This window comes from Streptomyces sp. NPDC000229 (genome assembly GCF_040300825.1).
In the GTDB taxonomy this organism is placed as follows: Bacteria; Actinomycetota; Actinomycetes; order Streptomycetales; family Streptomycetaceae; genus Streptomyces.
This window is the reverse complement of the sequence record NZ_JBEPEL010000002.1, coordinates 41,297-65,164: the sequence shown is the minus strand read 5'-3', so window position 1 is coordinate 65,164 and position 23,868 is coordinate 41,297. Positions and strand designations below refer to the sequence as shown.

The 23,868-nt window shown below is 68.8% G+C and carries 31 protein-coding genes and 1 pseudogene; 11 read left to right on the top strand and 21 right to left on the bottom strand.

Going from position 1 to position 23,868, the window contains the following annotated elements:
* Positions 1–3: 3 nt before the first annotated feature.
* From rplF to rpsJ, 17 genes are all read right to left on the bottom strand, one after another.
* Complete coding sequence (gene rplF, locus ABT360_RS01830; RefSeq protein ID WP_064069946.1) at positions 4–543, bottom strand: 50S ribosomal protein L6; 540 nt, start codon at positions 541–543, stop codon at positions 4–6.
* A 21-nt stretch (positions 544–564) separates the two neighbouring features.
* On the bottom strand, positions 565–963 hold the full coding sequence (gene rpsH, locus ABT360_RS01825) for a 30S ribosomal protein S8 (RefSeq protein ID WP_084897853.1): 399 nt from the start codon (positions 961–963) through the stop codon (positions 565–567).
* A 208-nt stretch (positions 964–1,171) separates the two neighbouring features.
* Positions 1,172–1,357 (bottom strand): type Z 30S ribosomal protein S14, encoded by a 186-nt coding sequence (locus tag ABT360_RS01820; RefSeq protein WP_003956452.1) that lies wholly within the window; start codon positions 1,355–1,357, stop codon positions 1,172–1,174.
* 5 nt (positions 1,358–1,362) lie between these two features.
* Positions 1,363–1,920, bottom strand: coding sequence for a 50S ribosomal protein L5 (gene rplE / locus ABT360_RS01815; protein WP_073753487.1), 558 nt, complete (start codon positions 1,918–1,920; stop codon positions 1,363–1,365).
* Positions 1,920–2,243, bottom strand: coding sequence for a 50S ribosomal protein L24 (gene rplX / locus ABT360_RS01810; RefSeq protein ID WP_019888758.1), 324 nt, complete (start codon positions 2,241–2,243; stop codon positions 1,920–1,922). Before rplX ends, rplE begins: the two co-directional genes overlap by 1 nt.
* Before the next feature lie 2 nt (positions 2,244–2,245).
* The gene (gene rplN, locus ABT360_RS01805; protein WP_003956455.1) at positions 2,246–2,614 is read right to left on the bottom strand and encodes a 50S ribosomal protein L14; all 369 of its coding nucleotides are present in this window, start codon (positions 2,612–2,614) and stop codon (positions 2,246–2,248) included.
* Positions 2,615–2,717: 103 nt separating this feature from the next.
* Positions 2,718–3,002 carry a 30S ribosomal protein S17 gene (gene rpsQ / locus ABT360_RS01800; protein WP_039656223.1) on the bottom strand — a complete coding sequence of 95 codons (285 nt, stop codon included), beginning with the start codon at positions 3,000–3,002 and terminating at the stop codon, positions 2,718–2,720.
* Complete coding sequence (rpmC, locus tag ABT360_RS01795) at positions 3,002–3,226, bottom strand: 50S ribosomal protein L29 (RefSeq protein WP_015035581.1); 225 nt, start codon at positions 3,224–3,226, stop codon at positions 3,002–3,004. The genes rpsQ and rpmC overlap by 1 nt, the downstream gene beginning before the upstream one ends.
* Positions 3,226–3,645, bottom strand: coding sequence for a 50S ribosomal protein L16 (rplP, locus tag ABT360_RS01790; protein ID WP_073753483.1), 420 nt, complete (start codon positions 3,643–3,645; stop codon positions 3,226–3,228). Before rplP ends, rpmC begins: the two co-directional genes overlap by 1 nt.
* A gap of 5 nt (positions 3,646–3,650) precedes the next feature.
* Entirely contained in the window at positions 3,651–4,484 is an 834-nt protein-coding gene (rpsC, locus tag ABT360_RS01785; RefSeq protein WP_073753481.1) for a 30S ribosomal protein S3, read from the bottom strand.
* Positions 4,484–4,831: a 50S ribosomal protein L22 gene (gene rplV / locus ABT360_RS01780; RefSeq protein ID WP_030685471.1), complete on the bottom strand. Its 348-nt coding sequence runs from the start codon at positions 4,829–4,831 to the stop codon at positions 4,484–4,486. The genes rpsC and rplV overlap by 1 nt, the downstream gene beginning before the upstream one ends.
* A 49-nt stretch (positions 4,832–4,880) precedes the next feature.
* Positions 4,881–5,162, bottom strand: a complete 282-nt coding sequence (rpsS, locus tag ABT360_RS01775) for a 30S ribosomal protein S19 (protein WP_003948639.1) — start codon at positions 5,160–5,162, stop codon at positions 4,881–4,883.
* 12 nt (positions 5,163–5,174) lie between these two features.
* The gene (gene rplB, locus ABT360_RS01770) at positions 5,175–6,011 is read right to left on the bottom strand and encodes a 50S ribosomal protein L2 (RefSeq protein ID WP_018847502.1); all 837 of its coding nucleotides are present in this window, start codon (positions 6,009–6,011) and stop codon (positions 5,175–5,177) included.
* A 41-nt stretch (positions 6,012–6,052) separates the two neighbouring features.
* Positions 6,053–6,370: a 50S ribosomal protein L23 gene (gene rplW / locus ABT360_RS01765; RefSeq protein ID WP_351809114.1), complete on the bottom strand. Its 318-nt coding sequence runs from the start codon at positions 6,368–6,370 to the stop codon at positions 6,053–6,055.
* Positions 6,370–7,020: a 50S ribosomal protein L4 gene (gene rplD, locus ABT360_RS01760; protein ID WP_189550648.1), complete on the bottom strand. Its 651-nt coding sequence runs from the start codon at positions 7,018–7,020 to the stop codon at positions 6,370–6,372. The genes rplW and rplD overlap by 1 nt, the downstream gene beginning before the upstream one ends.
* A gap of 7 nt (positions 7,021–7,027) precedes the next feature.
* Positions 7,028–7,672 carry a 50S ribosomal protein L3 gene (gene rplC / locus ABT360_RS01755; RefSeq protein ID WP_315876824.1) on the bottom strand — a complete coding sequence of 215 codons (645 nt, stop codon included), beginning with the start codon at positions 7,670–7,672 and terminating at the stop codon, positions 7,028–7,030.
* 13 nt (positions 7,673–7,685) lie between these two features.
* On the bottom strand, positions 7,686–7,994 hold the full coding sequence (gene rpsJ, locus ABT360_RS01750) for a 30S ribosomal protein S10 (RefSeq protein WP_003948644.1): 309 nt from the start codon (positions 7,992–7,994) through the stop codon (positions 7,686–7,688).
* Positions 7,995–9,012: 1,018 nt separating this feature from the next.
* Between rpsJ and ABT360_RS01745 the strand changes: the two genes are divergently transcribed.
* From ABT360_RS01745 to ABT360_RS01730, 4 genes are all read left to right on the top strand, one after another.
* On the top strand, positions 9,013–9,330 hold the full coding sequence (locus ABT360_RS01745) for a hypothetical protein (protein ID WP_351809110.1): 318 nt from the start codon (positions 9,013–9,015) through the stop codon (positions 9,328–9,330).
* Positions 9,331–9,445: 115 nt separating this feature from the next.
* The gene (locus ABT360_RS01740) at positions 9,446–10,165 is read left to right on the top strand and encodes a hypothetical protein (RefSeq protein WP_351809107.1); all 720 of its coding nucleotides are present in this window, start codon (positions 9,446–9,448) and stop codon (positions 10,163–10,165) included.
* 22 nt (positions 10,166–10,187) lie between these two features.
* Complete coding sequence (locus ABT360_RS01735; RefSeq protein ID WP_351809104.1) at positions 10,188–11,711, top strand: putative T7SS-secreted protein; 1,524 nt, start codon at positions 10,188–10,190, stop codon at positions 11,709–11,711.
* A 13-nt stretch (positions 11,712–11,724) separates the two neighbouring features.
* Positions 11,725–12,402, top strand: coding sequence for a hypothetical protein (locus ABT360_RS01730; protein ID WP_351809101.1), 678 nt, complete (start codon positions 11,725–11,727; stop codon positions 12,400–12,402).
* A gap of 824 nt (positions 12,403–13,226) precedes the next feature.
* On the opposite strand, the gene ABT360_RS01725 is transcribed toward ABT360_RS01730, so the two are convergent.
* On the bottom strand, positions 13,227–14,153 hold the full coding sequence (locus tag ABT360_RS01725; RefSeq protein WP_351809098.1) for a TetR/AcrR family transcriptional regulator C-terminal domain-containing protein: 927 nt from the start codon (positions 14,151–14,153) through the stop codon (positions 13,227–13,229).
* A gap of 177 nt (positions 14,154–14,330) precedes the next feature.
* Between ABT360_RS01725 and ABT360_RS01720 the strand changes: the two genes are divergently transcribed.
* Positions 14,331–15,428, top strand: a complete 1,098-nt coding sequence (locus ABT360_RS01720; protein ID WP_351809095.1) for an FAD-dependent monooxygenase — start codon at positions 14,331–14,333, stop codon at positions 15,426–15,428.
* Between the two features lie 18 nt (positions 15,429–15,446).
* Positions 15,447–16,244 (top strand): annotated as a pseudogene (locus ABT360_RS01715) (RNA repair domain-containing protein); the annotation flags it as partial.
* Between the two features lie 8 nt (positions 16,245–16,252).
* Here the strand turns inward: ABT360_RS01715 and ABT360_RS01710 are convergent.
* Together ABT360_RS01710 and ABT360_RS01705 are read right to left on the bottom strand one after the other, a co-directional pair.
* Positions 16,253–16,462 (bottom strand): DUF397 domain-containing protein, encoded by a 210-nt coding sequence (locus ABT360_RS01710; protein ID WP_351809092.1) that lies wholly within the window; start codon positions 16,460–16,462, stop codon positions 16,253–16,255.
* A complete protein-coding gene (locus ABT360_RS01705; protein WP_351809089.1) occupies positions 16,459–17,322 on the bottom strand; it encodes a helix-turn-helix domain-containing protein in 864 nt (287 codons plus the stop codon). Before ABT360_RS01705 ends, ABT360_RS01710 begins: the two co-directional genes overlap by 4 nt.
* A 481-nt stretch (positions 17,323–17,803) precedes the next feature.
* Between ABT360_RS01705 and ABT360_RS01700 the strand changes: the two genes are divergently transcribed.
* The 5 genes from ABT360_RS01700 to ABT360_RS01680 all read left to right on the top strand — a co-directional run bounded on the left by ABT360_RS01700 (position 17,804) and on the right by ABT360_RS01680 (position 22,501).
* A complete protein-coding gene (locus tag ABT360_RS01700; RefSeq protein ID WP_351809086.1) occupies positions 17,804–18,637 on the top strand; it encodes a helix-turn-helix domain-containing protein in 834 nt (277 codons plus the stop codon).
* A gap of 65 nt (positions 18,638–18,702) precedes the next feature.
* Positions 18,703–19,416 (top strand): hypothetical protein, encoded by a 714-nt coding sequence (locus tag ABT360_RS01695; protein WP_351809083.1) that lies wholly within the window; start codon positions 18,703–18,705, stop codon positions 19,414–19,416.
* On the top strand, positions 19,409–19,786 hold the full coding sequence (locus ABT360_RS01690; protein ID WP_351809080.1) for a hypothetical protein: 378 nt from the start codon (positions 19,409–19,411) through the stop codon (positions 19,784–19,786). Before ABT360_RS01695 ends, ABT360_RS01690 begins: the two co-directional genes overlap by 8 nt.
* Before the next feature lie 65 nt (positions 19,787–19,851).
* On the top strand, positions 19,852–20,310 hold the full coding sequence (locus ABT360_RS01685; RefSeq protein WP_351809077.1) for a hypothetical protein: 459 nt from the start codon (positions 19,852–19,854) through the stop codon (positions 20,308–20,310).
* Positions 20,311–20,467: 157 nt separating this feature from the next.
* On the top strand, positions 20,468–22,501 hold the full coding sequence (locus tag ABT360_RS01680) for a PIG-L family deacetylase (protein WP_351809074.1): 2,034 nt from the start codon (positions 20,468–20,470) through the stop codon (positions 22,499–22,501).
* A 79-nt stretch (positions 22,502–22,580) separates the two neighbouring features.
* On the opposite strand, the gene tuf is transcribed toward ABT360_RS01680, so the two are convergent.
* Positions 22,581–23,774, bottom strand: coding sequence for an elongation factor Tu (gene tuf / locus ABT360_RS01675; protein ID WP_351809071.1), 1,194 nt, complete (start codon positions 23,772–23,774; stop codon positions 22,581–22,583).
* Between the last annotated feature and the right edge of the window lie 94 nt (positions 23,775–23,868).

The following is a 23,868-nucleotide window of genomic DNA, read 5'->3' as shown; positions in this document are numbered from 1 at the left end:
GGCTTACTTACCAGCCTTTCCGACCTTGCGGCGGATGACCTCACCCGCGTACTTCACGCCCTTGGCCTTGTAAGGGTCGGGCTTGCGAAGCTTGCGGATGTTCGCGGCGACCTCGCCGACCTTCTGCTTGTCGATGCCCTCGACCGAGAACTTGGTCGGCGACTCGACCTTGAAGGAGATCCCCTCGGGGGCCTCCACCAGGATCGGGTGGCTGTAGCCGAGCTGGAACTCCAGGTTGGAGCCCTTCGCGGCCACGCGGTAACCGACACCGCTGATCTCGAGCGCCTTCGTGTACCCCTGGGTCACACCGGTGATCATGTTGGCCACCAGCGTGCGGGACAGGCCGTGGAGGGCCTTGTTCTGACGCTCGTCGTTCGGGCGGGTGACGTTGAGAACGCCGTCCTCGCCCTTAACGATCTCGATCGGCGCGGCGACGGTGTGGCTCAGGGTGCCCTTGGAACCCTTCACCGTGACCGTGCGGCCCTCGATGGTGACGTCCACGCCGGCGGGAACCGTGATGGGGAGCTTGCCAATACGCGACATTAGCTTTTCCTCCGTTCCCGACTACCAGACGTAGGCGAGGACTTCCCCACCCACGCCCTTCTTCTGCGCCTGCTGGCCGGTCAGGAGGCCGTGGGACGTGGAGATGATCGCCACGCCCAGACCGCCGAGGACCTTCGGCAGGTTGGTGGACTTCGCGTAAACCCGCAGGCCGGGCTTCGAGATCCGCTTGATGCCCGCGATGGAGCGCTCACGGTTCGGACCGAACTTGAGCTCGAGGACGAGGTTCTTGCCAACCTCGGCGTCCTCGACGCGCCAGCCCGTGATGAAGCCCTCCTGCTGGAGGATTTCCGCGATGTGAGACTTGATCTTGCTGTGCGGCATCGTCACGGAGTCGTGGTACGCCGAGTTCGCGTTCCGCAGACGCGTAAGCATGTCTGCGATCGGATCAGTCATGGTCATGAATTGGCCTTCGGCCTCTCTCGCCGGGGTTTCCTGTATGCGCCATCCCTCTCCCCGCTCATGGGCGGGACGGGTGCGGTGCGGGGACCTACGGCGTAGTAAGTCGTACGGGCGGCAGGCGCCCAACCCCACAAGCCTACGACATGTGGAGAAGGGCTCCTGCCGACCAGATGCTTACCGAGAGTCCTGGATCAACCCGAAAGGGCTGTTACCAGGAGCTCTTGGTCACGCCCGGCAGCTCGCCACGGTGAGCCATCTCACGGAGGCACACGCGGCACAGGCCGAACTTGCGGTAGACGGAGTGCGGACGACCGCAGCGCTGGCAGCGGGTGTACGCGCGCACGCCGAACTTGGGCTTGCGAGCAGCCTTCGCGATGAGAGCCTTCTTCGCCATCTCGCTTACGCCTCCTTGAAGGGGAAGCCGAGGTGACGGAGGAGCGCACGGCCCTCTTCGTCGTTGGTCGCCGTGGTCACCACGGTGATGTCCATACCCCGGACACGGTCGATCTTGTCCTGGTCGATCTCGTGGAACATGACCTGCTCCGTGAGACCGAAGGTGTAGTTGCCACGGCCGTCGAACTGCTTGGGGGACAGGCCGCGGAAGTCGCGGATGCGCGGGAGCGCGAGCGACAGGGTGCGGTCCAGGAACTCCCACATGCGGTCGCCACGGAGCGTGACGTGGGCACCGATCGGCTGGCCCTCACGCAGCTTGAACTGCGCGATGGACTTGCGGGCCTTGGTGACGGCCGGCTTCTGACCGGTGATCGTGGTGAGGTCCTTGATGGCACCCTCGATCAGCTTGGAGTCGCGGGCGGCGTCGCCCACACCCATGTTGACCACGATCTTCACGAGGCCGGGAACCTGCATGACGTTCTCGTACGAGAACTCCTCACGCAGCTTGCCCGCGATCTCCTCGCGGTACTTCGTCTTGAGACGCGGAGTGGTGGTGGTAGCCATCAGATGTCCTCACCCGTCCGCTTGGCAACGCGGATCTTGTTGCCCTCGTCGTCGAAGCGGTAACCGACACGCGTGACGACCTTGTTGCCGTCCTTCTCCACGACGAGCTGAACGTTGCTCACGTGGATGGGGGCCTCGGTCGTGACGATGCCACCGGTCTGGGAACCGCGAGCGGTCTGACCGGCCTTGGTGTGCTTCTTGACCCGGTTGACACCCTCGACCAGGACGCGGTCCTCGCGGGGGAAGGCCGCGATGACCTTGCCCTGCTTGCCCTTGTCCTTACCGGTGATGACCTGGACCAGGTCGCCCTTCTTGATCTTCATGCTTACAGCACCTCCGGCGCGAGCGAGATGATCTTCATGAACTTCTTCTCGCGCAGCTCACGGCCGACGGGGCCGAAGATACGGGTGCCGCGAGGGTCGCCGTCGTTCTTCAGAATGACGGCGGCGTTCTCGTCGAAGCGGATGTACGAGCCGTCCTGGCGGCGGCGCTCCTTGACGGTGCGAACGATGACCGCCTTGACGACGTCACCCTTCTTCACGTTGCCACCGGGGATCGCGTCCTTGACGGTGGCGACGATGACGTCACCGATGCCCGCGTAGCGGCGACCGGAACCACCGAGAACACGGATGCAAAGGATCTCCTTGGCACCAGTGTTGTCGGCGACACGCAGTCGCGACTCCTGCTGGATCACGTCTATCTCCTGATTGTCTGCCGGTTCCCGGCAGGGGCCCCTCTGACGAGGTCAGCCCCTGCCGAGCCTGGCGGAACGAACTCGGGGGAAACCCCCCGAGCGATTACTTGGCCTTCTCGAGGATCTCGACGACGCGCCAGCGCTTGGTCGCGGACAGCGGCCGGGTCTCCATGAGGAGGACACGGTCGCCGACACCCGCGGCGTTCTGCTCGTCGTGCGCCTTGAGCTTGTTCGTACGGCGGATGACCTTGCCGTACAGCGCGTGCTTGACGCGGTCCTCGACGGCGACGACGACGGTCTTGTCCATCTTGTCGCTGACGACCAGACCCTCACGGGTCTTGCGGAAACCGCGCGCTTCCTTGTTCTCAGTCACGTTGCTCTCGCTCATCAGGCGCTCTCCACCGTCTCGATGCCCAGCTCGCGCTCACGCATCAGGGTGTAGATCCGGGCGATGTCCTTACGGACGGACTTGAGCCGACCGTGGTTCTCGAGCTGACCCGTCGCCGCCTGGAAGCGGAGGTTGAACAGCTCTTCCTTGGCCTCGCGGAGCTTGTTGAGAAGCTCCTCGTTGCCCAGCTCGCGCAGCTCGGACGCCTTGGTACCGGCCGACATCACAGCTCACCTGCCTCGCGCTTGACGATCTTGCACTTCATCGGCAGCTTGTGGGCGGCACGAGTCAGGGCCTCACGCGCGATCTTCTCGTTCGGGTAGGACAGCTCGAACATCACCCGACCGGGCTTGACGTTCGCGACCCACCACTCCGGCGAACCCTTACCGGAACCCATGCGGGTCTCGGCAGGCTTCTTGGTCAGCGGACGGTCCGGGTAGATGTTGATCCAGACCTTGCCGCCACGCTTGATGTGGCGGGTCATCGCGATACGGGCCGCCTCGATCTGGCGGTTGGTCACGTACGCCGGAGTGAGGGCCTGAATGCCGTACTCGCCGAACGCAACCTGCGTACCACCCTTGGACATACCGCTGCGCTTCGGGTGGTGCTGCTTGCGGTGCTTGACCCTACGGGGGATCAGCATTTCGGTCAGGCCTCCGTTCCGGTGCTCTCAGCCGGAGCAGCGGCAGCGGCCTCGGCCTTGGGGGCCTCGGCAGCGGAACCGGTCTGCTGCGGCTTGCGACCGCGACCGCCACGCTCGCCACCGCGGCCACCACGGCCGGCGGGGCGCTCAGCGCCACCACGGGCCGGGCGGTTGCCGGCGCGGGCAGCAGCGTTCTCGGCGCGAACCTCGGCGATGTTCTTGACGTCGCCCTTGTAGATCCAGACCTTCACGCCGATGCGGCCGAAGGTGGTCTTGGCCTCGAAGAAGCCGTACTCGACGTTCGCGCGGAGCGTGTGCAGCGGCACACGGCCCTCGCGGTAGAACTCCGAGCGGGACATCTCGGCGCCGCCGAGACGGCCACCACACTGGATCTTGATGCCCTTGGCGCCCGCCTTCATGGCCGACTGCATGCTCTTACGCATGGCGCGGCGGAAGGAGACGCGGGAGGACAGCTGCTCGGCAACGGCCTGGGCCACGAGCTGAGCGTCGACCTCGGGGTTCTTGACCTCGAGGATGTTCAGCTGGACCTGCTTGCCCGTGAGCTTCTCGAGGTCGCCGCGGATGCGGTCGGCCTCGGCGCCACGGCGGCCGATGACGATGCCGGGACGCGCGGTGTGGATGTCCACCCGCACGCGGTCACGGGTGCGCTCGATCTCAACCTTCGAGATGCCGGCGCGCTCCATGCCGGACGTCATCATCCGACGGATGGCGACGTCTTCCTTGACGTAGTCCTTGTACAGCTTGTCGGCGTACCAACGCGACTTGAAGTCGGTGGTGATGCCGAGCCGGAACCCGTGCGGGTTTACCTTCTGGCCCATTACCGGGTTCCTTCCTTGCTGCTGACGACCACGGTGATGTGGCTGGTCCGCTTGCGGATCCGGTAGGCACGGCCCTGAGCACGCGGACGGAACCGCTTCAGGGTCGGGCCCTCGTCGACGTACGCCTCGCTGATGTACAGCGAAGAGGCGTCCGTGTGGTCGTAGTTGTGCGCGGCGTTGGCAATGGCGCTGTCCAGCACCTTGCCCACCGGCACGCTCGCGGCCTGCGGGGCGAAACGCAGGACCGCCTGAGCCTCCGTGGCGTCCATGCCACGGATGAGGTCCACCACGCGGCGGGCCTTCATGGGCGTGACGCGGATGTACCGCGCCTGGGCCCTGGCTTCCATGGTTGTCCCTTCAGTGTCTGACACGTTCGTCATGGTCTTTCACCCCGCGTTAGCGGCGCTTCGACTTCCGGTCGTCCTTGACGTGGCCGCGGAAGGTGCGAGTCGGCGAGAACTCGCCGAGCTTGTGGCCGACCATCGACTCGGTGACGAACACCGGGATGTGGGTCTTGCCGTTGTGCACCGCGATCGTGTGGCCGAGCATGGCCGGGACGATCATCGAGCGACGGGACCAGGTCTTGATGACGTTCTTGGTGCCTGCTTCGTTCTGTACGTCCACCTTCTTGATCAGGTGGTCGTCGACGAAGGGCCCCTTCTTGAGACTACGCGGCATCTAAACCCGCTCCTAGCGCTTCTTGTTCGTCTTGCGGCGGCGGACGATGTACTTGTTGCTCGCCTTCTTGGGAGAACGAGTACGACCCTCCTTCTGACCCCAGGGGGAGACCGGGTGGCGACCACCGGAGGTCTTGCCCTCACCACCACCGTGCGGGTGGTCAACCGGGTTCATCGCCACACCGCGGACGGTCGGGCGAACGCCCAGCCAGCGCTTGCGGCCGGCCTTGCCCCAGTTGATGTTCGACTGCTCGGCGTTGCCGACCTCGCCGATGGTGGCGCGGCAGCGGACGTCGACCAGGCGGATCTCACCGGACGGCATGCGCAGGTGGGCCATCTGGCCCTCCTTCGCGAGCAGCTGCACGGAGGCACCCGCGGAGCGGGCGAACTTGGCGCCACCACCGGGACGGAGCTCGATCGCGTGGATCGTGGTACCGACCGGGATGTTGCGGAGGGCCAGGTTGTTGCCGGGCTTGATGTCGGCGCCGGGGCCGTTCTCGACCCGGTCGCCCTGGTTCAGGCCACGCGGGGCGATGATGTAGCGCTTCTCGCCGTCCACGTAGTGGAGGAGCGCGATGCGCGCGGTGCGGTTGGGGTCGTACTCGATGTGAGCGACCTTGGCCGGCACGCCGTCCTTGTCGTGACGACGGAAGTCGATCACGCGGTAGGCGCGCTTGTGGCCACCGCCCTGGTGACGGACGGTCACACGACCGGTGTTGTTACGGCCGCCCTTGCTGTGCAGGGGGCGGACCAGCGACTTCTCCGGCGTGGACCGCGTGATCTCGACAAAGTCGGCGACGCTGGAGCCACGACGGCCCGGAGTCGTCGGCTTGTACTTGCGGATACCCATTTCTCAGTCCTCGTCCGATATTCGGACGATCCAGACCGCCGTTAGGCGGTCGGACCGCCGAAGATGTCGATACGGTTGCCCTCAGCAAGGGTCACGATGGCGCGCTTGGTGTTCGCGCGCTTACCGAAACCGGTGCGGGTGCGCTTGCGCTTGCCCTGACGGTTGATCGTGTTCACCGACGCGACCTTGACCGAGAAGACCGCCTCGACGGCCTGCTTGATCTGGGTCTTGTTCGCGGTGGGCGCCACGATGAACGTGTACTTGTTCTCGTCGAGCAGCGCGTAGCTCTTCTCGGAGACAACCGGCTTGACGAGAACGTCGCGCGGGTCGGAGAAGGTCTTGCTGGTGATCTCGGCCATCAGGCCTCGCTCCCCTCGTTGTCATCGGCCTTGGGGCCAGACACGAAGGACTCGAAGGCGGCCTTGGTGAAGACCACGTCGTCGGAGACGATCACGTCGTACGTGTTCAGCTGGCCCGGCTCCAGGATGTGCACCTGGGGCAGGTTGCGGGCGGACAGCCACGCGGCCTCGTCCGAGCGCTCGGCGACCAGGAGCAGGTTCTTGCGCTCCGAGATCTTGCCGAACAGCGTCTTGGCGGCCTTGGTGGACACCGCGCCCTCGACCACGCCGGAGACGACGTGGATACGGGAGTGACGCGCCCGGTCCGAGAGGGCACCGCGCAGGGCGGCGGCCTTCATCTTCTTCGGGGTGCGCTGCGAGTAGTCACGCGGCACGGGGCCGTGGACGACGCCACCGCCGGCGAACTGCGGGGCGCGGGTCGAACCCTGACGGGCGCGGCCGGTGCCCTTCTGGCGGTACGGCTTCTTGCCACCACCGCGGACTTCGCCACGGGTCTTGGTCTTGTGCGTGCCCTGACGGGCAGCGGCCAGCTGGGCGACGACGACCTGGTGGATCAGCGGAACGCTGGTCTTCGCGTCGAAGATCTCCGCGGGGAGCTCGACGGTACCGGCCTTGTCGCCTGCCGGCGAAAGGATGTCAATGGTGCTCATCGTTACCTCAGGCCCCCTTGGCCGCGGTACGGACCAGGACGAGGCCGCCGTTCGGACCGGGGACCGCACCCTTGATCAGGAGCAGACCCTTCTCCGCGTCAACGGCGTGGACGGTCAGGTTCTGGGTGGTGACCCGCTCGTTGCCCATGCGGCCCGCCATGCGGAGGCCCTTGAACACACGGCCCGGGGTGGCGCAGCCACCGATGGAACCGGGCGAGCGGTGCTTGCGCTGGGTGCCGTGTCCGGCGCCCAGGCCACGGAAGTTGTGGCGCTTCATGACACCGGCGAAGCCCTTGCCCTTGCTCTTGCCGGTGACGTCGACCTTGACGCCCGCCTCGAAGACCTCAGCGGTGATCTCCTGGCCGAGCGTGTACTCGGAGGCGTCAGCGGTGCGGATCTCCACCAGGTGGCGGCGCGGGGTGACGTCGGCCTTGGCGAAGTGACCCTTGAGGGGCTTGTTCACCTTGCGCGGGTCGATCTCGCCGAAGGCGATCTGGACCGACTCGTAGCCGTCAGTGTCGTTCGTGCGGACCTGGGTGACGACGCAGGGCCCGGCCTTGACGACGGTCACCGGGACGACCCGGTTGTTCTCGTCCCAGACCTGGGTCATGCCGAGCTTCTCGCCCAGGACGCCCTTAATGTTCTTAGCCATCTCGCGCGTCACCTCAGAGCTTGATCTCGATGTCGACGCCGGCCGGCAGGTCGAGACGCATCAGCGAGTCAACCGTCTTCGGCGTGGGGTCGAGGATGTCGATGAGGCGCTTGTGCGTGCGCATCTCGAAGTGCTCGCGCGAGTCCTTGTACTTGTGCGGCGACTTGATGACGCAGTACACGTTCTTCTCAGTGGGCAGCGGCACCGGGCCCGCGACCGACGCACCAGTGCGCGTCACCGTCTCGACGATCTTCTTCGCCGACGAGTCGATGACCTCGTGGTCGTAGGCCTTGAGCCGGATGCGGATCTTCTGTCCCGCCATGGCTACTCAGTAGTCCTGTCTCTCGTAACGCTCTGGAACCTGGTGGGCCGCTTCTCCCTGGCCTCGCGGCCTGGGAATCACAGCCCCTCCTCCGACCCACGCGGTCGGGCGTGTCGCATCCCCTCTACGCAGATCTCCCGAAGGATTTCCCAACCGAGGGGGTGCGGGCCCTGAGACCGCGCTGTGCTCAATGAAGAGCGTCGGGGGCGGAACACCCACCGGGTGCCTGGTCGGCGCCCCGCTGACACTTCCCGGAAGATTCCCGTACGTCCGCCCCTGATCAGGGGCGACGAGTACTGTGGGACTCGCTTCCGGTCCTCCCGGCGGGAGGCGCGCAGCATCGGCACTCAACCGAGCAACCCCGACAGTCTGCCATACGGGTCGCTGCCGACGCCAATCGAGCCGAAGAGATTACCCCGCGGGGGTCGCGTGTCAAACCGCGGCACGCGCCGAGCCACCACCAGCGCGCGTCATCACAGACCCGCCGACCCGCCGCTCACCATGACGGGGGGGCGCTACTCACCGCGGCGCACCACAGACTCCCGGTGCGAAGTCTGCCTGGCGCCGGAAGCCCCACCGGGCGGCGGTCTCGCCGATGCTCCGGTGCGCGAGCCGCACGTCGGCGAGACCGGCCCGGCTGCGCTCCCGGCGGCGCGGGCGGATCATGGCGCCGACCCGTATCCGACTGCTGCTGTGAAGAACCGGTGCAGCAGGCGTACGGGGATGTGGCGGCGCCCGCCATGACGGTGGATCTGCCCCGTGGACCTGGCCCGCCCCGGCGGCCCGGGCCCGCACGCCCGGCCCGAGAACCCGGCTGCGGGGCCTCCGGCGGCCGGCGTGCCGTTCCGAGTCGTGGGCCCTGCTGGTCGGCTCGCCGAGGGTCGGAGTGGGCACCGCGTGGATCACTCGGGGAGCTTCTGTGCACGCCCGCGCCGACCGGCAGGACAGTCCCTTTCGTGCCGTTTTCCTCGTGCAAAAATCTGCGGATCGGCAATATTTTCGGGGGTGCACAACGGCGATGGCTGGCTATAGCAAGGTCGAGTTCAAGGCCCTGTCCCGGCTCGTCACCGATCTCAGCGAGTGCGCGGACGGAATGCGGTCCGCGATGAGACAGCTGAAGGACATCGGGCCCAAGGGCTCCGGCTCCAACGAGCTGGAGGAGGCCTGCGACGACTTCCAGGAGAAGTGGGACCACGGCATCAAGCTGATCGCCGACGCCACGGGGGGCATCACCGAGAAGGTCGGCGAGTCGGGCAAGCTCTTCCAGCACCTGGAGGACCAGATCGAGGCGATGGTCAGGTCCGTGAAGGCTACTGCCGGTGACGTCCGTGCGTGATTCCTCCGTGCGTGATTCCAGGGAAGCCCGGGGTCGGACCGGCTCCGGTCCCACTGGAGCGGGCGAAGAGGCTGAAGCGGCTGAAGCCACGGAGCTGGCAGCAGTGGCCGAGTCGGTGGCAGCGGATTCCGACGGCGGGCCGTCGGCGTTCCGCTTCCAGGTCCAGCCGGAGTTCCACGCCATCCCCCTCGGCATCGGTGACGACGAGGACGCCTTCGGCGAGCAGCTGCGGCGGTTCGCCCGCGACTACTGGGGCGAGCGCGAGGACCTGGAGCCCCTGCGCAGGCTGACAGCGGCCATGTACTCGGCGAACGCCCCAGGTCTCGTCGCGGGCGGTGCCGTCTACAACGCGCTCGGCATCTTCCCCATCGGCGGCACCTCGGACGGCTCGAAGCCGCCCGAGCGCGTCAGCCGCGCCACGCTCACCGTCAGCGTGCGCGACCTGGACAACCCCGACCCGTACCGCACGGCCGCGGGCATCGCGGAGGTGCTGGACAAGGCGTCCGAGGGCGGCGAGGCGGGCGAGGTCCAGCCGATCACCCTGCCCGCCGGCCCCGCGGTCGTCCGCATCGCCGGGTCCCGGGCCGTGTGGGAGCTGCCGGAGGGAGACCAGGAACGGTTTTTCGTCCGGATCGAGGTCTGGCTGCCGTTCCCCGAGGACGACCGGCTGCTGCTGCTCTGCCTGAGCACGGCCGACGTCCAGGACCTCTTCCACTACCAAGCGGTCCTCGCGGACATCGCCGACACCATCACTTTCGACGAGTCCGACGCCCCCACGCCCGCCGACACGGCAGCCTCCGTTTCCCCTCCCCTCTCCCCCTTCGGCTCCTACTGATCGCGTCGAGGAGATCGTCCCCATGAGCACACAGACGTACGAGGCGCTCGGCTTCGACCCCGCACCGGGTGTGCCGTCCTCGGTGCGTCACCTGGTCACCACGCTCAGCGGCGTGGGCAAGCAGCTCCATGACGCGCATGCGACGCTGACCCGGCTGGGGAAGGCGGACGGAGCATGGGTGGGCGAGGCGGCGTCCGCTTTCGCCAAGAAGGCCGGCACGCTGCCGAAGTACCTGGCCGACGGGCACAGTTCGCTGATCGACGCCGCGCACGCGCTCCACACCTGGGAGTCCCGGCTGACGGACTTCCAGGCGCTGGCGCGCCGCTACGAGCAGGAGGCGGCGACGGCCCGGCAAACGCTGAAGGAGGCGCAGAACAACCCGGACCTGCGGCTCGCGGGCCAGACCTTCGACACGGACACGGAGCTGCAGAACGCTCAGCGGCGCCTGGACCACGCGACGAAGCGCGTGAACGAGGCCGCCGACGAGCTGAACGCCGTCATCAAGAAGGCGCGGGAGTTGCTGGGCGACCACGAGGAGGCGGCCCGCGCCGCCGCCGCGGCGATCCGCAGGGCCGCCGAGGCCGCGCCGGACGAGAGCCTGCTCGACATGCTCGTCGACGCCCTCGCGGGCCTCGGCGAAAGGATCAAGGATCTCGCGGCCGACCTCTGGGACTGGGTCGAGGAACACGCGGACACGATCTACGAGATCGGAGACTGGCTCGGCTACGCCAGTGCCGCCTGCGACGTCCTCGCGGTCATCTTCTCCGAGACCATCATCGGCGCCGTCATCTTCGAGGGCATCGGCATGGTGCTGAACGCCGGCGCCCTCACCTTCCACGCCGTCGGCTGGGCAGCGGGGGCGAAGAAGGGCAACTGGACGGACATCGGCCTGGACATCATCGGCTTCGTGCCGTTCGCTGATCTGCTGCGGGTGGGGAAGGTCGCCAAGGGGACCTTCACGGGCGTCAAGATCCCCATGAACGTGCTGGACTTCGGAGCGAAGGCAGCCGACGCCTGGAAGCGCGCGGACGACATCATCGAGCACGTCGGAGGAACCGCGAAACTGGGCGACGACGCCGAGAAATGGGTGATGCGGAACATCAACTCCCTCGGCAGCAAGGCGCATGCGATCCACATCACCGCGGACGGTCTGGCGGACCGGTTCAAGGTGGCCGTGGCCAAGGAGTTGGGTGACTTCAACCTGTACCGGCCCGGTGCGGGAGTGACGGACATCGCCTTCCAGAAGGTGATGCCCCAGCTGATCGAGAACACCCCGCTGAAACACATTCCCGCGCTCGCCGACTCCGTCAGGCCGATCATCGACAACACCGGCGAAACTGTCGGCAAGTACATCGACCCGCGGTCCTGGACGGCACGCGGCTACGAGGCGGTCACCGGCGCGAAGAACCTCTACAAGGAGGGCGTGCGACTCGCCACGGAGGACGTTCAGTACGCGTCCGACAAGTTCCACGAGAAGATCGCCCAGGCACGCGATACGGCGGGCGACGTCATCGGCCGCCTGTCGAGCGTCAACCCCTTCGGATGACACCGTGAACAACGTGACCGACACCCCGTACGCGTTCCTGGTCTCCGTGAACAACCCGGTTCCGGCATCCGACCCACGGCCGCCGCACCTGCCGCCCGACGCCGAGATGGCCTCGACGATCCGGCTGACGACCGCGCGTCGCCCCGGGGACACCCCGCTGGCCCGGGTCTTCACCCCGCGCACCACTCAGCGCTGGAGCCGCCAGGCACCTGTGCCCTTCTGGATCGACAACGGACGGGACGGCAGTAGTCCGTCCTGCTCCGTCCGCCCCGCCGCCCCGGACGTCTACGACGTCCACACACCCGACGGCACACCACTGGCCCGGATCACCCGCCGCGCCGGCCGGTTCCTGCCCTGGCCCCGCCGCGTCCGGTGGTCCGCACAGTTCACCAACCCGACACGGACCGTCACGGGCAGGTCCGGCACTTGGTACGCGTGGCTCATCTATGTGGTGACCGCCCCCGTCTGGTTCCTCGTCGTGCTCGGCGTATCGGTGTACTCGTTCTTCGTGGGCGAGGCCGACGACGACACGGTCGCAAGACCGACCCGAACCCGCTGGCGCACACCCGGCGCCGGCACGGTGCTGGACTACCGGGGCGTCAACAAGATCTACCGCTTCGACCCCCAGCACCTGGACGCCCGCGTCGCCTACGCACTTGCGGTCCTCCAGACGTGGGAACGCGAACGCTGACTTCCGGGTGACATGGGCGTTCATGCCGCTGGACTGTCGCGGGGGCGCGCGCTGGATGGGTTCCCTCATTCGGGTTCTCCCACTCACTCCACCCGGGTACCTCAGCCCTGTCGGCGCGGCTGCCCGGAGGCTTGGACCGGGATCATGTCCGCACCTGCGTCTCCGTCTCCTCCTGGCCCGCCGCTGTACGGCTACCGCGCGGCCACCGTGATCGGCGTGCTGCCCGTCGCCCTCATCGCCCTCACCGCCTACGGGTGCCAGTCCCTGGCGGGCGGGCCGGTGCGGTCGGCTGCCGCGTACCGGGAGAGGGTCGCGCAGACCAAGGAGGCGGGCGTACGCACCGTGCTGGCGCTGACCCCGGCGCCGGACCTGGCGGGCATCTCGCCCGACCGGCTCGCCGAGAGCGAGGGCAGCACCTCCTGCAAGGACGACCTGGGCGTCGACGGTGACGGGGTCACCCGGGACCACCCGATCTACTCCTGGGAGCTGGACTTCCTCAACAAGGCCGACTACCTCGCCGCCGTGGAGCACCTCCGGCGCGAGGGGACCCGCCGGGGTCTGGAGGTGAAGGACGTCCCCGCCCCCGACGCGGGCGAGCCCGGCACGGGCCTGCCCGGCATCGCCACCACCGACGAGAACCGGGTCGAGCTGTCCTTCCGACCGGGCTGGTACTCGGGGGAGCCGGAGGTGCGGGCGGACGGGGGGTGCGTGCGGCACCCGCCACTCCGGAGCAGCGCCGTCACCGGCAGCGGTCTTGCGGTCGCCGCCAAGGTCATGGGTGCAGGCGGGAGTTGCTGCCGAGTGAGACCTTGGAGACGCCGCCCTCACCCCTCCACGATGTGCGTGATGCCGTCGAGCAGCGCCCGCAGGCCGAGTTCGAAGAGGGCGTCCAGGTCCAGGTCGTACTCGCCGTTCGGGAAGCCGGTGAGGGTACGGGTGACGGCGGGGTAGCGGCCCGAGGAGACGACCTCGCGCAGTGCGGCGTCCTGGCGGTCCATCCACTCCTCGTCGGTCAGGCCCGTCGCGGCCCGGGCCTGGGCCTCGCGTTCGAGGTTGACCGCCAGCCCGTGGACGTGGCTGTAGATCAGCAGGTGGATGTCGAACCTGGTCTTGGGGTCGAGGCCGTGGCCCTCCAACGCGCTGAGCAGCCACTCGCCGTGCGCCATCAGGTTCGGCAGGACGAGTGGACGGCTGAGCGGGCCGATCTGGGCCACCCACGGGTGCCGGCGGCACACCTCCCACATGGCGCGCGCCCCCGTCTCCACCCGGGCCCGCCATCCCTCCGGCGGTGCGGCGGGATGGGTGACCTCGCCGTACGCGGCGTCGGCCATCAGCGCGACGAGCTCGTCCTTGCTGCCGACGTAGCGGTACGGGGACATCGCGGCCACCCCGAGGCGGGCGGCGACACCGCGCATGGACAGGGCGGCGAGCCCTTCGGCGTCGGCGATCTCGATGGCGGCGCGGACGATGCGGGCCCGGGTGAGCTCGGGTTCGGCGGACCGCCGGGGCGCCGGGGCCGCCGCGTCGGGGGCGTCCTTTCCGGCGACGACGGTGCCGACCCGGGGCCGGGCCTCGACGGCGCCCTCCAGGTGGAGCGTGGTGAGCGCCTTGGTGGCGGTGGCGAGTGCCACGCCCCACTGCTGGGCGATCTGCCGGATGGACGGGACGCGGTCGCCGGGGCGGAGCTCGCCGTCGGCGATGCGCTGCCGGATGTCGGCGGCGATGCGGAGGTAGGGAGGTTGGTCGCCCATGCGGTCCGCCTCCTTTCTTTTTGCTGTCCGTCCAACCTGTACTAGGGCAGAGCCTAGCAGCGGCGAAGTCGGCTTCCCCTCAGATGACCTAGTACAGTACCGCGAATATCCCAGTTGGCAGGCCTGCATGTACGCCGTACATTCAGTCGCGTACATCGTATCGAAGGGGGCTTGGCCATGCGGTCCATCCTTATTTCCGGTGCCGGGATCGCCGGATCCGCGCTCGCGTATCTGCTCCGCCGCCGGGGCTTCGCGCCCACCGTCGCCGAGCGCGCCCCGGGGCTGCGCGCGGGCGGCCAGGCGGTCGACGTCCGGGGCGTGGCCCTGGACGTGATCGACCGCATCGGCGTCCTGGAGCAGGCGCGGGAGCTGCGCACGCGGATACGCGGCATGTCGGTCCTGGACGCGGAGGGCACGGAGATCGACCGCTCGACGGAGTTCGCGCTGAGCAGCGGTCGGCTGGACAGCGACGACATCGAGGTGCTGCGCGAGGACCTGGGGCGCCTGCTGTACGACCGGGCGGGCAGGGACATCGAGTACGTCTTCGGCGACAGCGTCACCGCGCTCACCGAGGACGCCGATGGGGTTTCCGTGGACTTCGCCCACGCCCCGTCGCGCCGCTTCGAACTGGTGGTCGGAGCGGACGGCCTGCACTCGACGGTGCGGCGGCTCGCCTTCGGCCCGGAGGAGGACTTCGCCCGCCACCTGGGCAGCTACCTGTCGGTCTTCAGCGCGGACAACTTCCTGGACCTGGACAACTGGCAGGTGTGGATGCGGGACGGGGAGGCGGGGTTCGGGATCATGCCCGTACGCGACAACCGTGAGCTGCGGATCGCGTTCGGTTTCGAGTCCGCGCCGCTGGACGGCGGGGCCGACCTGAGGTCCCTGGTCGTGGAGCGGCTGGCCGCCCTGCGCTGGGAGAGCGACCGGCTGGTGAAGGCCGCGCAGCGGGCCCCCGACTTCTACTGCGACGCGATGGCCCAGATCCACATGGACCGCTGGTCCCGGGGCCGCTCGGTCCTGCTCGGCGACGCCGGCTACTGCCCCTCCCCCCTCTCCGGCCAGGGCACCAGCCTCGCCCTGGTGGGCGCGTACGTCCTGGCGGACGTGCTGGCGGGGGCGGCCGGCGACCACGAGGCGGCCTTCGGCGCGTACGAGTCCCGTATGCGCCCCTTCGTCACCGCGAACCAGGCCCTGGCCACGGAGAACCCGGGCGGCCCGGCGTCGGAGGAGTCGGTCACGCGGGCGAAGAACGCGATCGCGCTGGACGGCTGACCGGACCACAGTAGGGACGTGCGTACCAGCGAGGAGATCTACCACCGGGTCCTGTGGGATCCCCGGTTCGATCCTGCCCGGTTCGTGGTGGGCGTGCGCCTGCGCGAGGGCAACCCCGGGCGCGTGCCGCTGACCGACTTCGTACCAGGCGGCGACATCCCGTGGCACCGGGTGCTGTTCTTCGAGGCCGACGGGGAGGTGGTCTGGGACCGGACCACGGGCGTGGACCGGATCGACGCGACCGACGCCGGGCGGGTACGGGCCCTCGACACGGGGCCCACGCCGCGCACGGCGGTGGCATGGCTGCCGCCCGACGATCTGTGGCCGCCGATCCAGGCCATCCGCCGGGACCACGACCCGCAGATCCACCGCTGGCCGCCGCACGTGAACCTGCTCTTCGGTTTCGTACCGGAGGACGACTTCGGGCGTGCGGCACCGCTGCTGGCCTCGGCGGCGGCCGGGGTCGCCCCCTTCGAGGCGCGGCTGGCCGGGATCCACACGTTCCGGCACCGGGACAGCTCCACGGTGTGGCTGGACCCGGCGGCCGCGGACGACCGGCCGTGGGCGGAGCTGTACCGGGCGCTGTGCCTCCGCTTCCCCTCCTGCCAGGGCCACCACAAGGGCTTCACCCCGCACCTGAGCCTCGGCCGCACCCGCCACCCCCGGGAGGTGGCCGCCGAGTGCGCGGAGCGGCTGGGCGCGTGGGGCCCGCTGACCGCACGGGTGGCCGAGGTGGTCGTGCTCTCCCGGCGCGGCGGCGACGAGCCGATGCGGGTGCGGGCGAGGGTCGCGCTCGGGACAGGCGAGGTGCGGTGGGCCGCCGGCTAGGCGCGGGACGCGTACGCCACGAAGTCCGCCCAGGCGGCGGGCCCGAGGGCGAGACGGGGACCCTCGGTGTTCTTGGAGTCGCGGACGTGGACGGTGCGAGGGGTGGTGGCGATCTCGACGCAGTCGTTGGGGTTGCTGCTGTCGCTGTAGCTGCTCTTGAACCAGACGAGCTCGTCGGATTCTCCGGCGGAGGCCTTGCGGATCATGTCTCTCCCAGCACTTCCTCGATGAGCTTCAGCGACTCCCCTGGCGTGAGAGCCTGAGCCCGGATGATGCCATAGCGCAGCTCAAGGACCCGCAGTTGCTTCGGATCCGAGACGGGACGCCCTCCGTAGTCCTCATCGGCGCGGCCCACGGCGGAGCCATCGCCGAACTTGAGCATCTGGATCCTGCCGCCCGTTCCTGGGTGCTCCCAGCGAGCAGTCGGCATGACCTGGATATCAACGTTCCGCATCTGCCCGAGCTCCAACAGGCGTTCGAGCTGCTGGCGCTGCACCATTGTCCCGCCGATGGGGCGGCGTAGCGTCACCTCTTCCAGGACAAAGCTGAGTTCCGGTGCGGGCGAGCGCTCGAAGATGGACCGCCGCGCCATCCGTGCCGCCACTGCGCGCTCCAGCTCATCTTCTGAGAGCGCGGGCCGCCGCGTTCCCAGCAGCGCCCGCGCGTACTCCTCCGCCTGCAACAGCCCGTGCAGGTTGTGGTTGCCGTACGCCAGCACCTCAACGGCCCGCGCCTCCATCCGCGCCAGATCCCGCACCTTCTTCGGGTAGCGGACCTCCGCCACGTCCTGCTTCATCGCGGCGATCAGCCCACCGGCCCGGAGTACCTCGTCCGCCCTGTCCAGGTACTCCGGCCTCGGGATCCGCTTCCCGGCCTCGACCTTGTAGACCAGGTCCTCCCCGTACCCGATCGCCTCACCGAAGTCCCCCGCCCGCATCCCGGCGGCCTCCCGCCGCAGCCGGAGCTGGCGTCCGACCGTGGCGATGACGGCCGCACCGGACTCGTCGTCGGGGTCGACCTCCCAGCCGGGCTCATCCGTCGTGCCGTCTTCCACGCTCACGCTCATTCGCGCCACCTCCGCCGTACCGCGCAGTACCTGGACGCCCCCTGCCCATACGCCCCTCCGGACAGGCCGGACAGCACCGGACAAGCTCCGGACAGTCACCGCACGCATCCGCTGCGTCACTAGCGCCCGAAAGCGGCCCACCGCCACGCCGTGTGACGTGAACTCGGGCCGGTGCCGCGCAAGACGGTGTGGGCGGCATGGGACCTGGTCGCACCGGGACACGGCTTTCCGGGTTCCGGTGGCCCGGGCGGTCTACCCAAAGAAACGAAAGAGAAGAAAGAACCCCGCCAAACCCCACCCCTCCCTCCCGCCGGTCCGACCAGCTCACTCGCTCGGGTGAACATCGCCAACTGGACTGGCACGGCGCCGGGTTGCGTGTTCTACGCTCACCGCGACACACAACCGCAAAATGCGACGGCCCCCGCCGGGACTGGCATCCCGGGCGAGGGCCTGACCATCCGAGGAAGGAAAGAGCTTCCCGATGGATACGAAGCACTTTAGCGCGCCCACGCGCAGGCAGCGCGGCAACGTCCGCACCCGGACGCATACCGCTGGAGGCGTCATTCACGACAACGCCCGGCACCACACCCAGTTCACGGTCATCGGCAACCACCTCGCCCAGCATGCCGAGTTGTCGCTCACGGCCATCGGGCTCTCGGTGCACATCCAGTCACTGCCGACCGGCGCCCTGGTGGACATCAAAACGCTGGCCCACCGCTTCCCGGAGGGCGCCGACCGAATCGCGGGCGCGCTGCGCGAACTGGAAGCCCATGGCTATCTGCGGCGAGTCCGTGAGCGTGTGTCCAACGGCCGGCTCATCACCCGAACGATCTCGTGCAACCAACCCGGCGCGCGGCGCACGGACGACGACCCCTCCGCTCCGGCGCCCGACGCACCCGAGCGGCCCGCCCGGCGCGAGCCCGCGCCCCTCGCCGTACCCCAACCCGCCTACCCGGCCCCCTCGCTCCTCCGGACGGCCCTCGACGTGCTCGCCGGCCTGCACCGCCAGGACCCGCGCCTCCTGCTCTCCGCCCGGGACGCCGAACGCCTGGCCCCGGGAGTCGCCGCCTGGCTGGAACGGGACGTCAGCGCCGACTCCGTACGGGACGCCCTGACCACCAACCTGCCCCCGGACCGCCTCCACCGCCCCGCCGCCCTCCTGGCCCACCGCCTGACGGCCCAACTCCCTCCCCCACCCCCCTTCCGGGCGCCGTCCCAACGGCTCCCGCTCCAGAACTGCGACCGCTGCGACCGGGCGTTCCGGGCGGCTGAACCGGGCGAGTGCGGGGAGTGTCAACTCAGGGCGTCCAGCTAGCCCGTTCTGGTGATGCAGGTGCTTTTGGCATATGCCAGGCGGCCTCGCTCCCTAACGTCCAGCCCATGGTCAGTTCCCCACATGAGGCGATGCACCGCATCTTCCAGGAGTACCCGGAGCTCTTCCCACGCGTCTCCGAGATGCTCGGTGTCCCCTTCCCTACACCGACTTCGGCCACGGTCCTGCCGACCGACCTGACCGAGTCCCGACCCGTCGAACGCCGCGTCGACACCCTGCTGCGTTTCGACACCGAGAAGGACGGCGCCTTCCTGCTCGCCGTCGAAGCACAGGGCAAGAAAGACCCGGCCAAGCCCGCAAGCTGGGCCTACTACTTGTCGTACCTGCACACCAAGTACCAGCTGCCGCCAGTGCTCCTAGTCGTCTGTCAGGACCGCGCCACCGCCGACTGGGCCGCCCGCCACGTCCACATCGGCCCCTCCCAAGAGCTTTCGCTCCCCCTCGCCGAACTCATCGCACAAGGCTTGGGCAAGCGCCCAGTCGCACAACTGTGGAGGCAGCTGATGGCCAACGACCTGTCGTTCTACACGTCGCCCGTCTCGGAAGAGCTTCGGGACCAAGGACGCCTTGAAGGGCGCACCGAAGGGCGCGCCGAGCAGGCGGCAAAGAACGTGCTGCTCCTGCTGCAGAGGCGTGCCATCCCGGTATCCGACGAGGTGCGCGCACGCATCACAGGCTGCGGGGACCTCGAACTCCTGGAGCGCTGGCTCCTGCGCACCCTCACCGCCACCACCGCCGACGACATCTTCACCGATGAGTGACCCCGACCCCGCGCCGTACTACTGGTACGACCCCGCCACGGGGCAGCATTGGTTCGACAAAAGGGTGGTCCATCTCGAACTCATTTCCCAGTGGGTCAGCGGCCGTCCGGAACTCCATGCACGGTGGAGTGCCTTTCTGGACCAGGAGTTTCCGTTCTTCAAGGCAGCCCTGAGGGAGGCGTTTCGGACCGAGGCCGCCGTGAAGAACGGCGCGGAACACGTCCTCACCGTCTTGAAGGCGCGCGGCATCGACGTCCCCGACGCCGCCCGCGAGCGCATCACCACCTGCGTCGACCCCGGGCTTCTACGGGGCTGGCTCACACGCGCCGTCACCGCCGCCACTGCCGCCGACATCTTCGCGGACGAGTAGCAGCCCTCACTCCCCCGTACCGGACCCGGAATTATGATCAACGGGTTCATCCACAAGGGGGAATCATGCGCAAGACAGTGACCACCACCGCCCTCGTCCTCGCCGCCGCCCTGCTCACGGGCTGCGGCGGCAGCAGCGGAAGGACGGACGATCCGAAGCCCGCCTCGGACGCACCGTCCGGGAAGCCGTCCGAGGCGTCGAAGGGCGACGGCCCCGTCAGCCACCAGGTCACCCTCGAGGTGCAGGGCACCGGGTCGGCGCTCGTGTACTACAACCTGGACACCAACAAGGGCGAGCAGGTGACCCTGCCCTGGAAGAAGACGGCCACCATCACCTTCACGACCGAGGCCGAGAAGAAGGTCGGCACCGTGGTGTCCGTCGTGCCCGGGTCGGTGCAGGCTGCCGACGGCAAGCTGAAGGCGGCGCCCTGTGTGATCACCGTCGACGGCAAGAAGGTCGCCGACAACAAGGGCGCCAATGACAAGGACCCCTCGTCCAGCATGTGCAAGTACACGCTGAAGTAACCGGCCGCTGAACGCCGCACCCCATCCGGGCAACCCGCTCCTCCGATTTTCCGTCTAACCGACCGCAGAACGCGGTGGGTTACGCAAACGGGGGAAGCAGGACGTGGGCGACATACGGGGAGCAGGGCCGCGCCCTGCCGTTTTTCGGCGGCGGGGCGTGCTCGCCTCCGCCGCGGCCGTGGCACTGGCGGCCGTCACCGGGTGTTCGGTGCCCGCGTCGCCGCGCCGCGGTGGGCCGACCGCCGATCCCGCGCCGGGGATCCCGATCACCAGCTCGCGGCGCGCGCAGCTGATGCAGATCGCGGCCCACCCGGACGACGACCTGTACTTCATGAACCCGGACAGCCAGCGGATGCTGGACGCCGGTGTCCCGCTGGTCTCCATATACGTCACCGCCGGCGAACACGACGGCAAGAACCACATACCCGGCCGCAAGGACACCCCCGCCGACAAGGCGGCCTACTCCTCCGCCCGCCACCAGGGCCTCCGCCAGGCCTACGCGACGATGCTGGGACTCGACAAGTTCACCGCCTGGCAGAAGGGCGTCATCACGCTCCGCGGGGACCGCCGTGCCGAGATCAACACCCTCACCCACGGCAGCCGCCGCGTCGAGCTGATCTTCCTCAACCTCTCCATGCACGCCCCGCGCCGCTGGATGGCGCTGCCGAGCCTGTGGAAGGACCGGGCTCTGGGCCTGCGGACCGTGGTGGCCGACGACTCCCCCGTACGCAGGGCCGACACCTACGACTACGACTCCCTCGTCGACGTCCTCGTCGGGCTCATGGAGCGGTACCAGCCGACCGTGATCCACACGCTGGACCCGGACCCCGACATCCAGCACAGCGACGAGAAGACCCGGAAGAAGGACTCCGAACAGCGCGGCTACTCCGACCACGCGGACCACACCGCCGTCGCGTCCTTCAGCTGGGCCGCCATGGTCCGGTGGGTCGCCGACGCGACGAAGGACGGCGGTGCCCTGCCCGCCTTCGTGACCACGTCCTTCCGCGGCTACTACAACCGGCACTGGCCCAAGAACCTCCCGGAGCCGGTCCTCAGGGAGAAGGCCGCGCACCTCGTGCCCTACGGCGGCGATCCGTCCTGGCAGTGCGGCAACAGCGGCGGCTGCGGCGACTACAACGTCGGCGGCGTCCGCCCGCTCACCAACAAGAAGGGCTGGGTACGGGCCACCCACTACCGCTATCCGGGCGCCGGGCCCGTCGTGGCCACCGAGCCGGACGGACGGCTCGCCGTGTACGGAGTGCTGGGCCTGCGCGCGGTGCGCTGGCGCGAGACGGAGCCCGGCAGCGGCCAGTGGGGCGAGCCGGGCGACCTGGGCGGCGGGCCGCTGGCGCCCGGGCTCGGCGGGGTGACCCTGGAGGACGGCCGGCAGTTGCTGTTCGGGCTCCGGTTCGCGGCGCTCGGCGGGCACGGCGGGCCGAACAAGCGGGAGATCGTGCTGCTGGAGCAGCGGGAGCCGGGCGGGGCGTTCCTCGCCTGGACCGGGCTGGGCAACCCGGAGCGGGGCGACGACCGGGGGCGGCGGCTGGGCGTTCCGGTGGCGGTGGCCGACCGGGACGGCCGGGTCCACCTCTTCGTACGCAACGCGGACAAGGGCGTGAGCGGCCGGGTCCGGGAGGCGGACGGGACGTGGGGGCCCTGGGAAGACCTGGGCGGGGCCGAGGTGCAGGACGGGCTGTCGGCCGCGCTGGACGGCACGGGCCGCGTCCACCTGTTCGCGGCGGGCCGCGAAAGCGTCCACCACTGGACGCAGGACGCCCCGGGCGGTCCGGTCACCTCCCGCGCGGGTACCGCCCTCCCCGTCTCCGGGGACCCGGTGGCCGTGGCCGCGACCCACGACGGCGGCCTGGCGCTCTACTACCGCGCCCCCACCCGCAAGGACCTGACGGCGGTACGCCCCGACGGCACCGCTCTTCCCGGGGTCACCCTCGACGGGTACGGCCCGGTCGCCACGGCCGTCGGCCCCCAGGGCCCGGTCCTCCTCGGCAAGGACCTCCGCGGCCGCGTCCAGATCCGCACCCCGGACGGCCGCGTCACCATCCGTACGCAGGGCGCCGTCGCGCTGGAGTCGGCCACCCTCCACGAGAGCAAAAGGCACGGCGTCCTCGCCATAGGCATGGGCGCGGACGCCCATCCATGGACCTGGACCCCGGAACCCCGCACAGAGGGCTGAGACAACGCGAAGGGCCCCGCACCTCTCGGTGCGGGGCCCTTCTTGCAGCTCTGCGGCGAGCTACCAGGTCAGATCAGAATTACTTCGTGATCTTGGTGACCTGGCCGGCGCCGACGGTCCGGCCACCCTCACGGATGGCGAACTTCAGGCCCTCCTCCATGGCGACCGGCTGGATCAGCGAGACCGTCATGGTGGTGTTGTCGCCCGGCATGACCATCTCGGTGCCCTCGGGGAGGGTCACGACGCCGGTCACGTCCGTGGTACGGAAGTAGAACTGCGGGCGGTAGTTGTTGAAGAACGGCGTGTGGCGGCCACCCTCGTCCTTGGACAGGATGTAGGCCTGCGCCTCGAACTCGGTGTGCGGGGTGACCGAGCCCGGCTTGATGATGCACTGGCCGCGCTCGACGTCCTCGCGCTTGATGCCACGGAGGAGCAGACCGACGTTCTCACCGGCCTGGCCCTCGTCGAGCAGCTTGCGGAACATCTCGATGCCGGTGACCGTGGTGGTGGTCTTCTCGGTCTTGATGCCGATGATGTCGACGGTCTCGTTGACCTTGAGGACACCACGCTCGATACGGCCGGTGACGACCGTACCGCGACCGGTGATCGTGAAGACGTCCTCGATCGGCATCAGGAACGGCTTGTCGACGTCACGCTCGGGCTGCGGGATCGACTCGTCGACGGCGGCCATGAGCTTGAGGACGGACTCGCCCCACTCCTTGTCGCCCTCGAGCGCCTTGAGCGCCGAGACCTTGACGACCGGAACGTCGTCGCCCGGGAACTCGTACTCGGTGAGGAGCTCACGAACCTCGAGCTCGACGAGCTCCAGGATCTCCTCGTCGTCCACCATGTCGGCCTTGTTCAGGGCGACGACGATGTACGGAACGCCGACCTGGCGGGCCAGGAGCACGTGCTCCTTGGTCTGCGGCATCGGGCCGTCGGTGGCGGCGACCACGAGGATGGCGCCGTCCATCTGGGCAGCACCGGTGATCATGTTCTTGATGTAGTCCGCGTGACCGGGGCAGTCGACGTGGGCGTAGTGACGCGACTCGGTCTGGTACTCGACGTGCGCGATGGAGATGGTGATACCGCGCTGGCGCTCCTCAGGAGCCTTGTCGATCTGGTCGAAGGCCGAGGCCTCGTTCAGGTCCGGGTACGCGTCGTGCAGCACCTTGGTAATGGCGGCCGTGAGGGTCGTCTTACCGTGGTCGATGTGACCGATGGTGCCGATGTTGACGTGCGGCTTAGTCCGCTCGAACTTCGCCTTCGCCACGGGGTTCCTCCTGAGAGTGGTTCTGGTACGCCTTACTCATCGGCGCCAGGTGATCTTTGCTGGGTGGCCACCCGCCGGGACCCTGCCTCGGGTT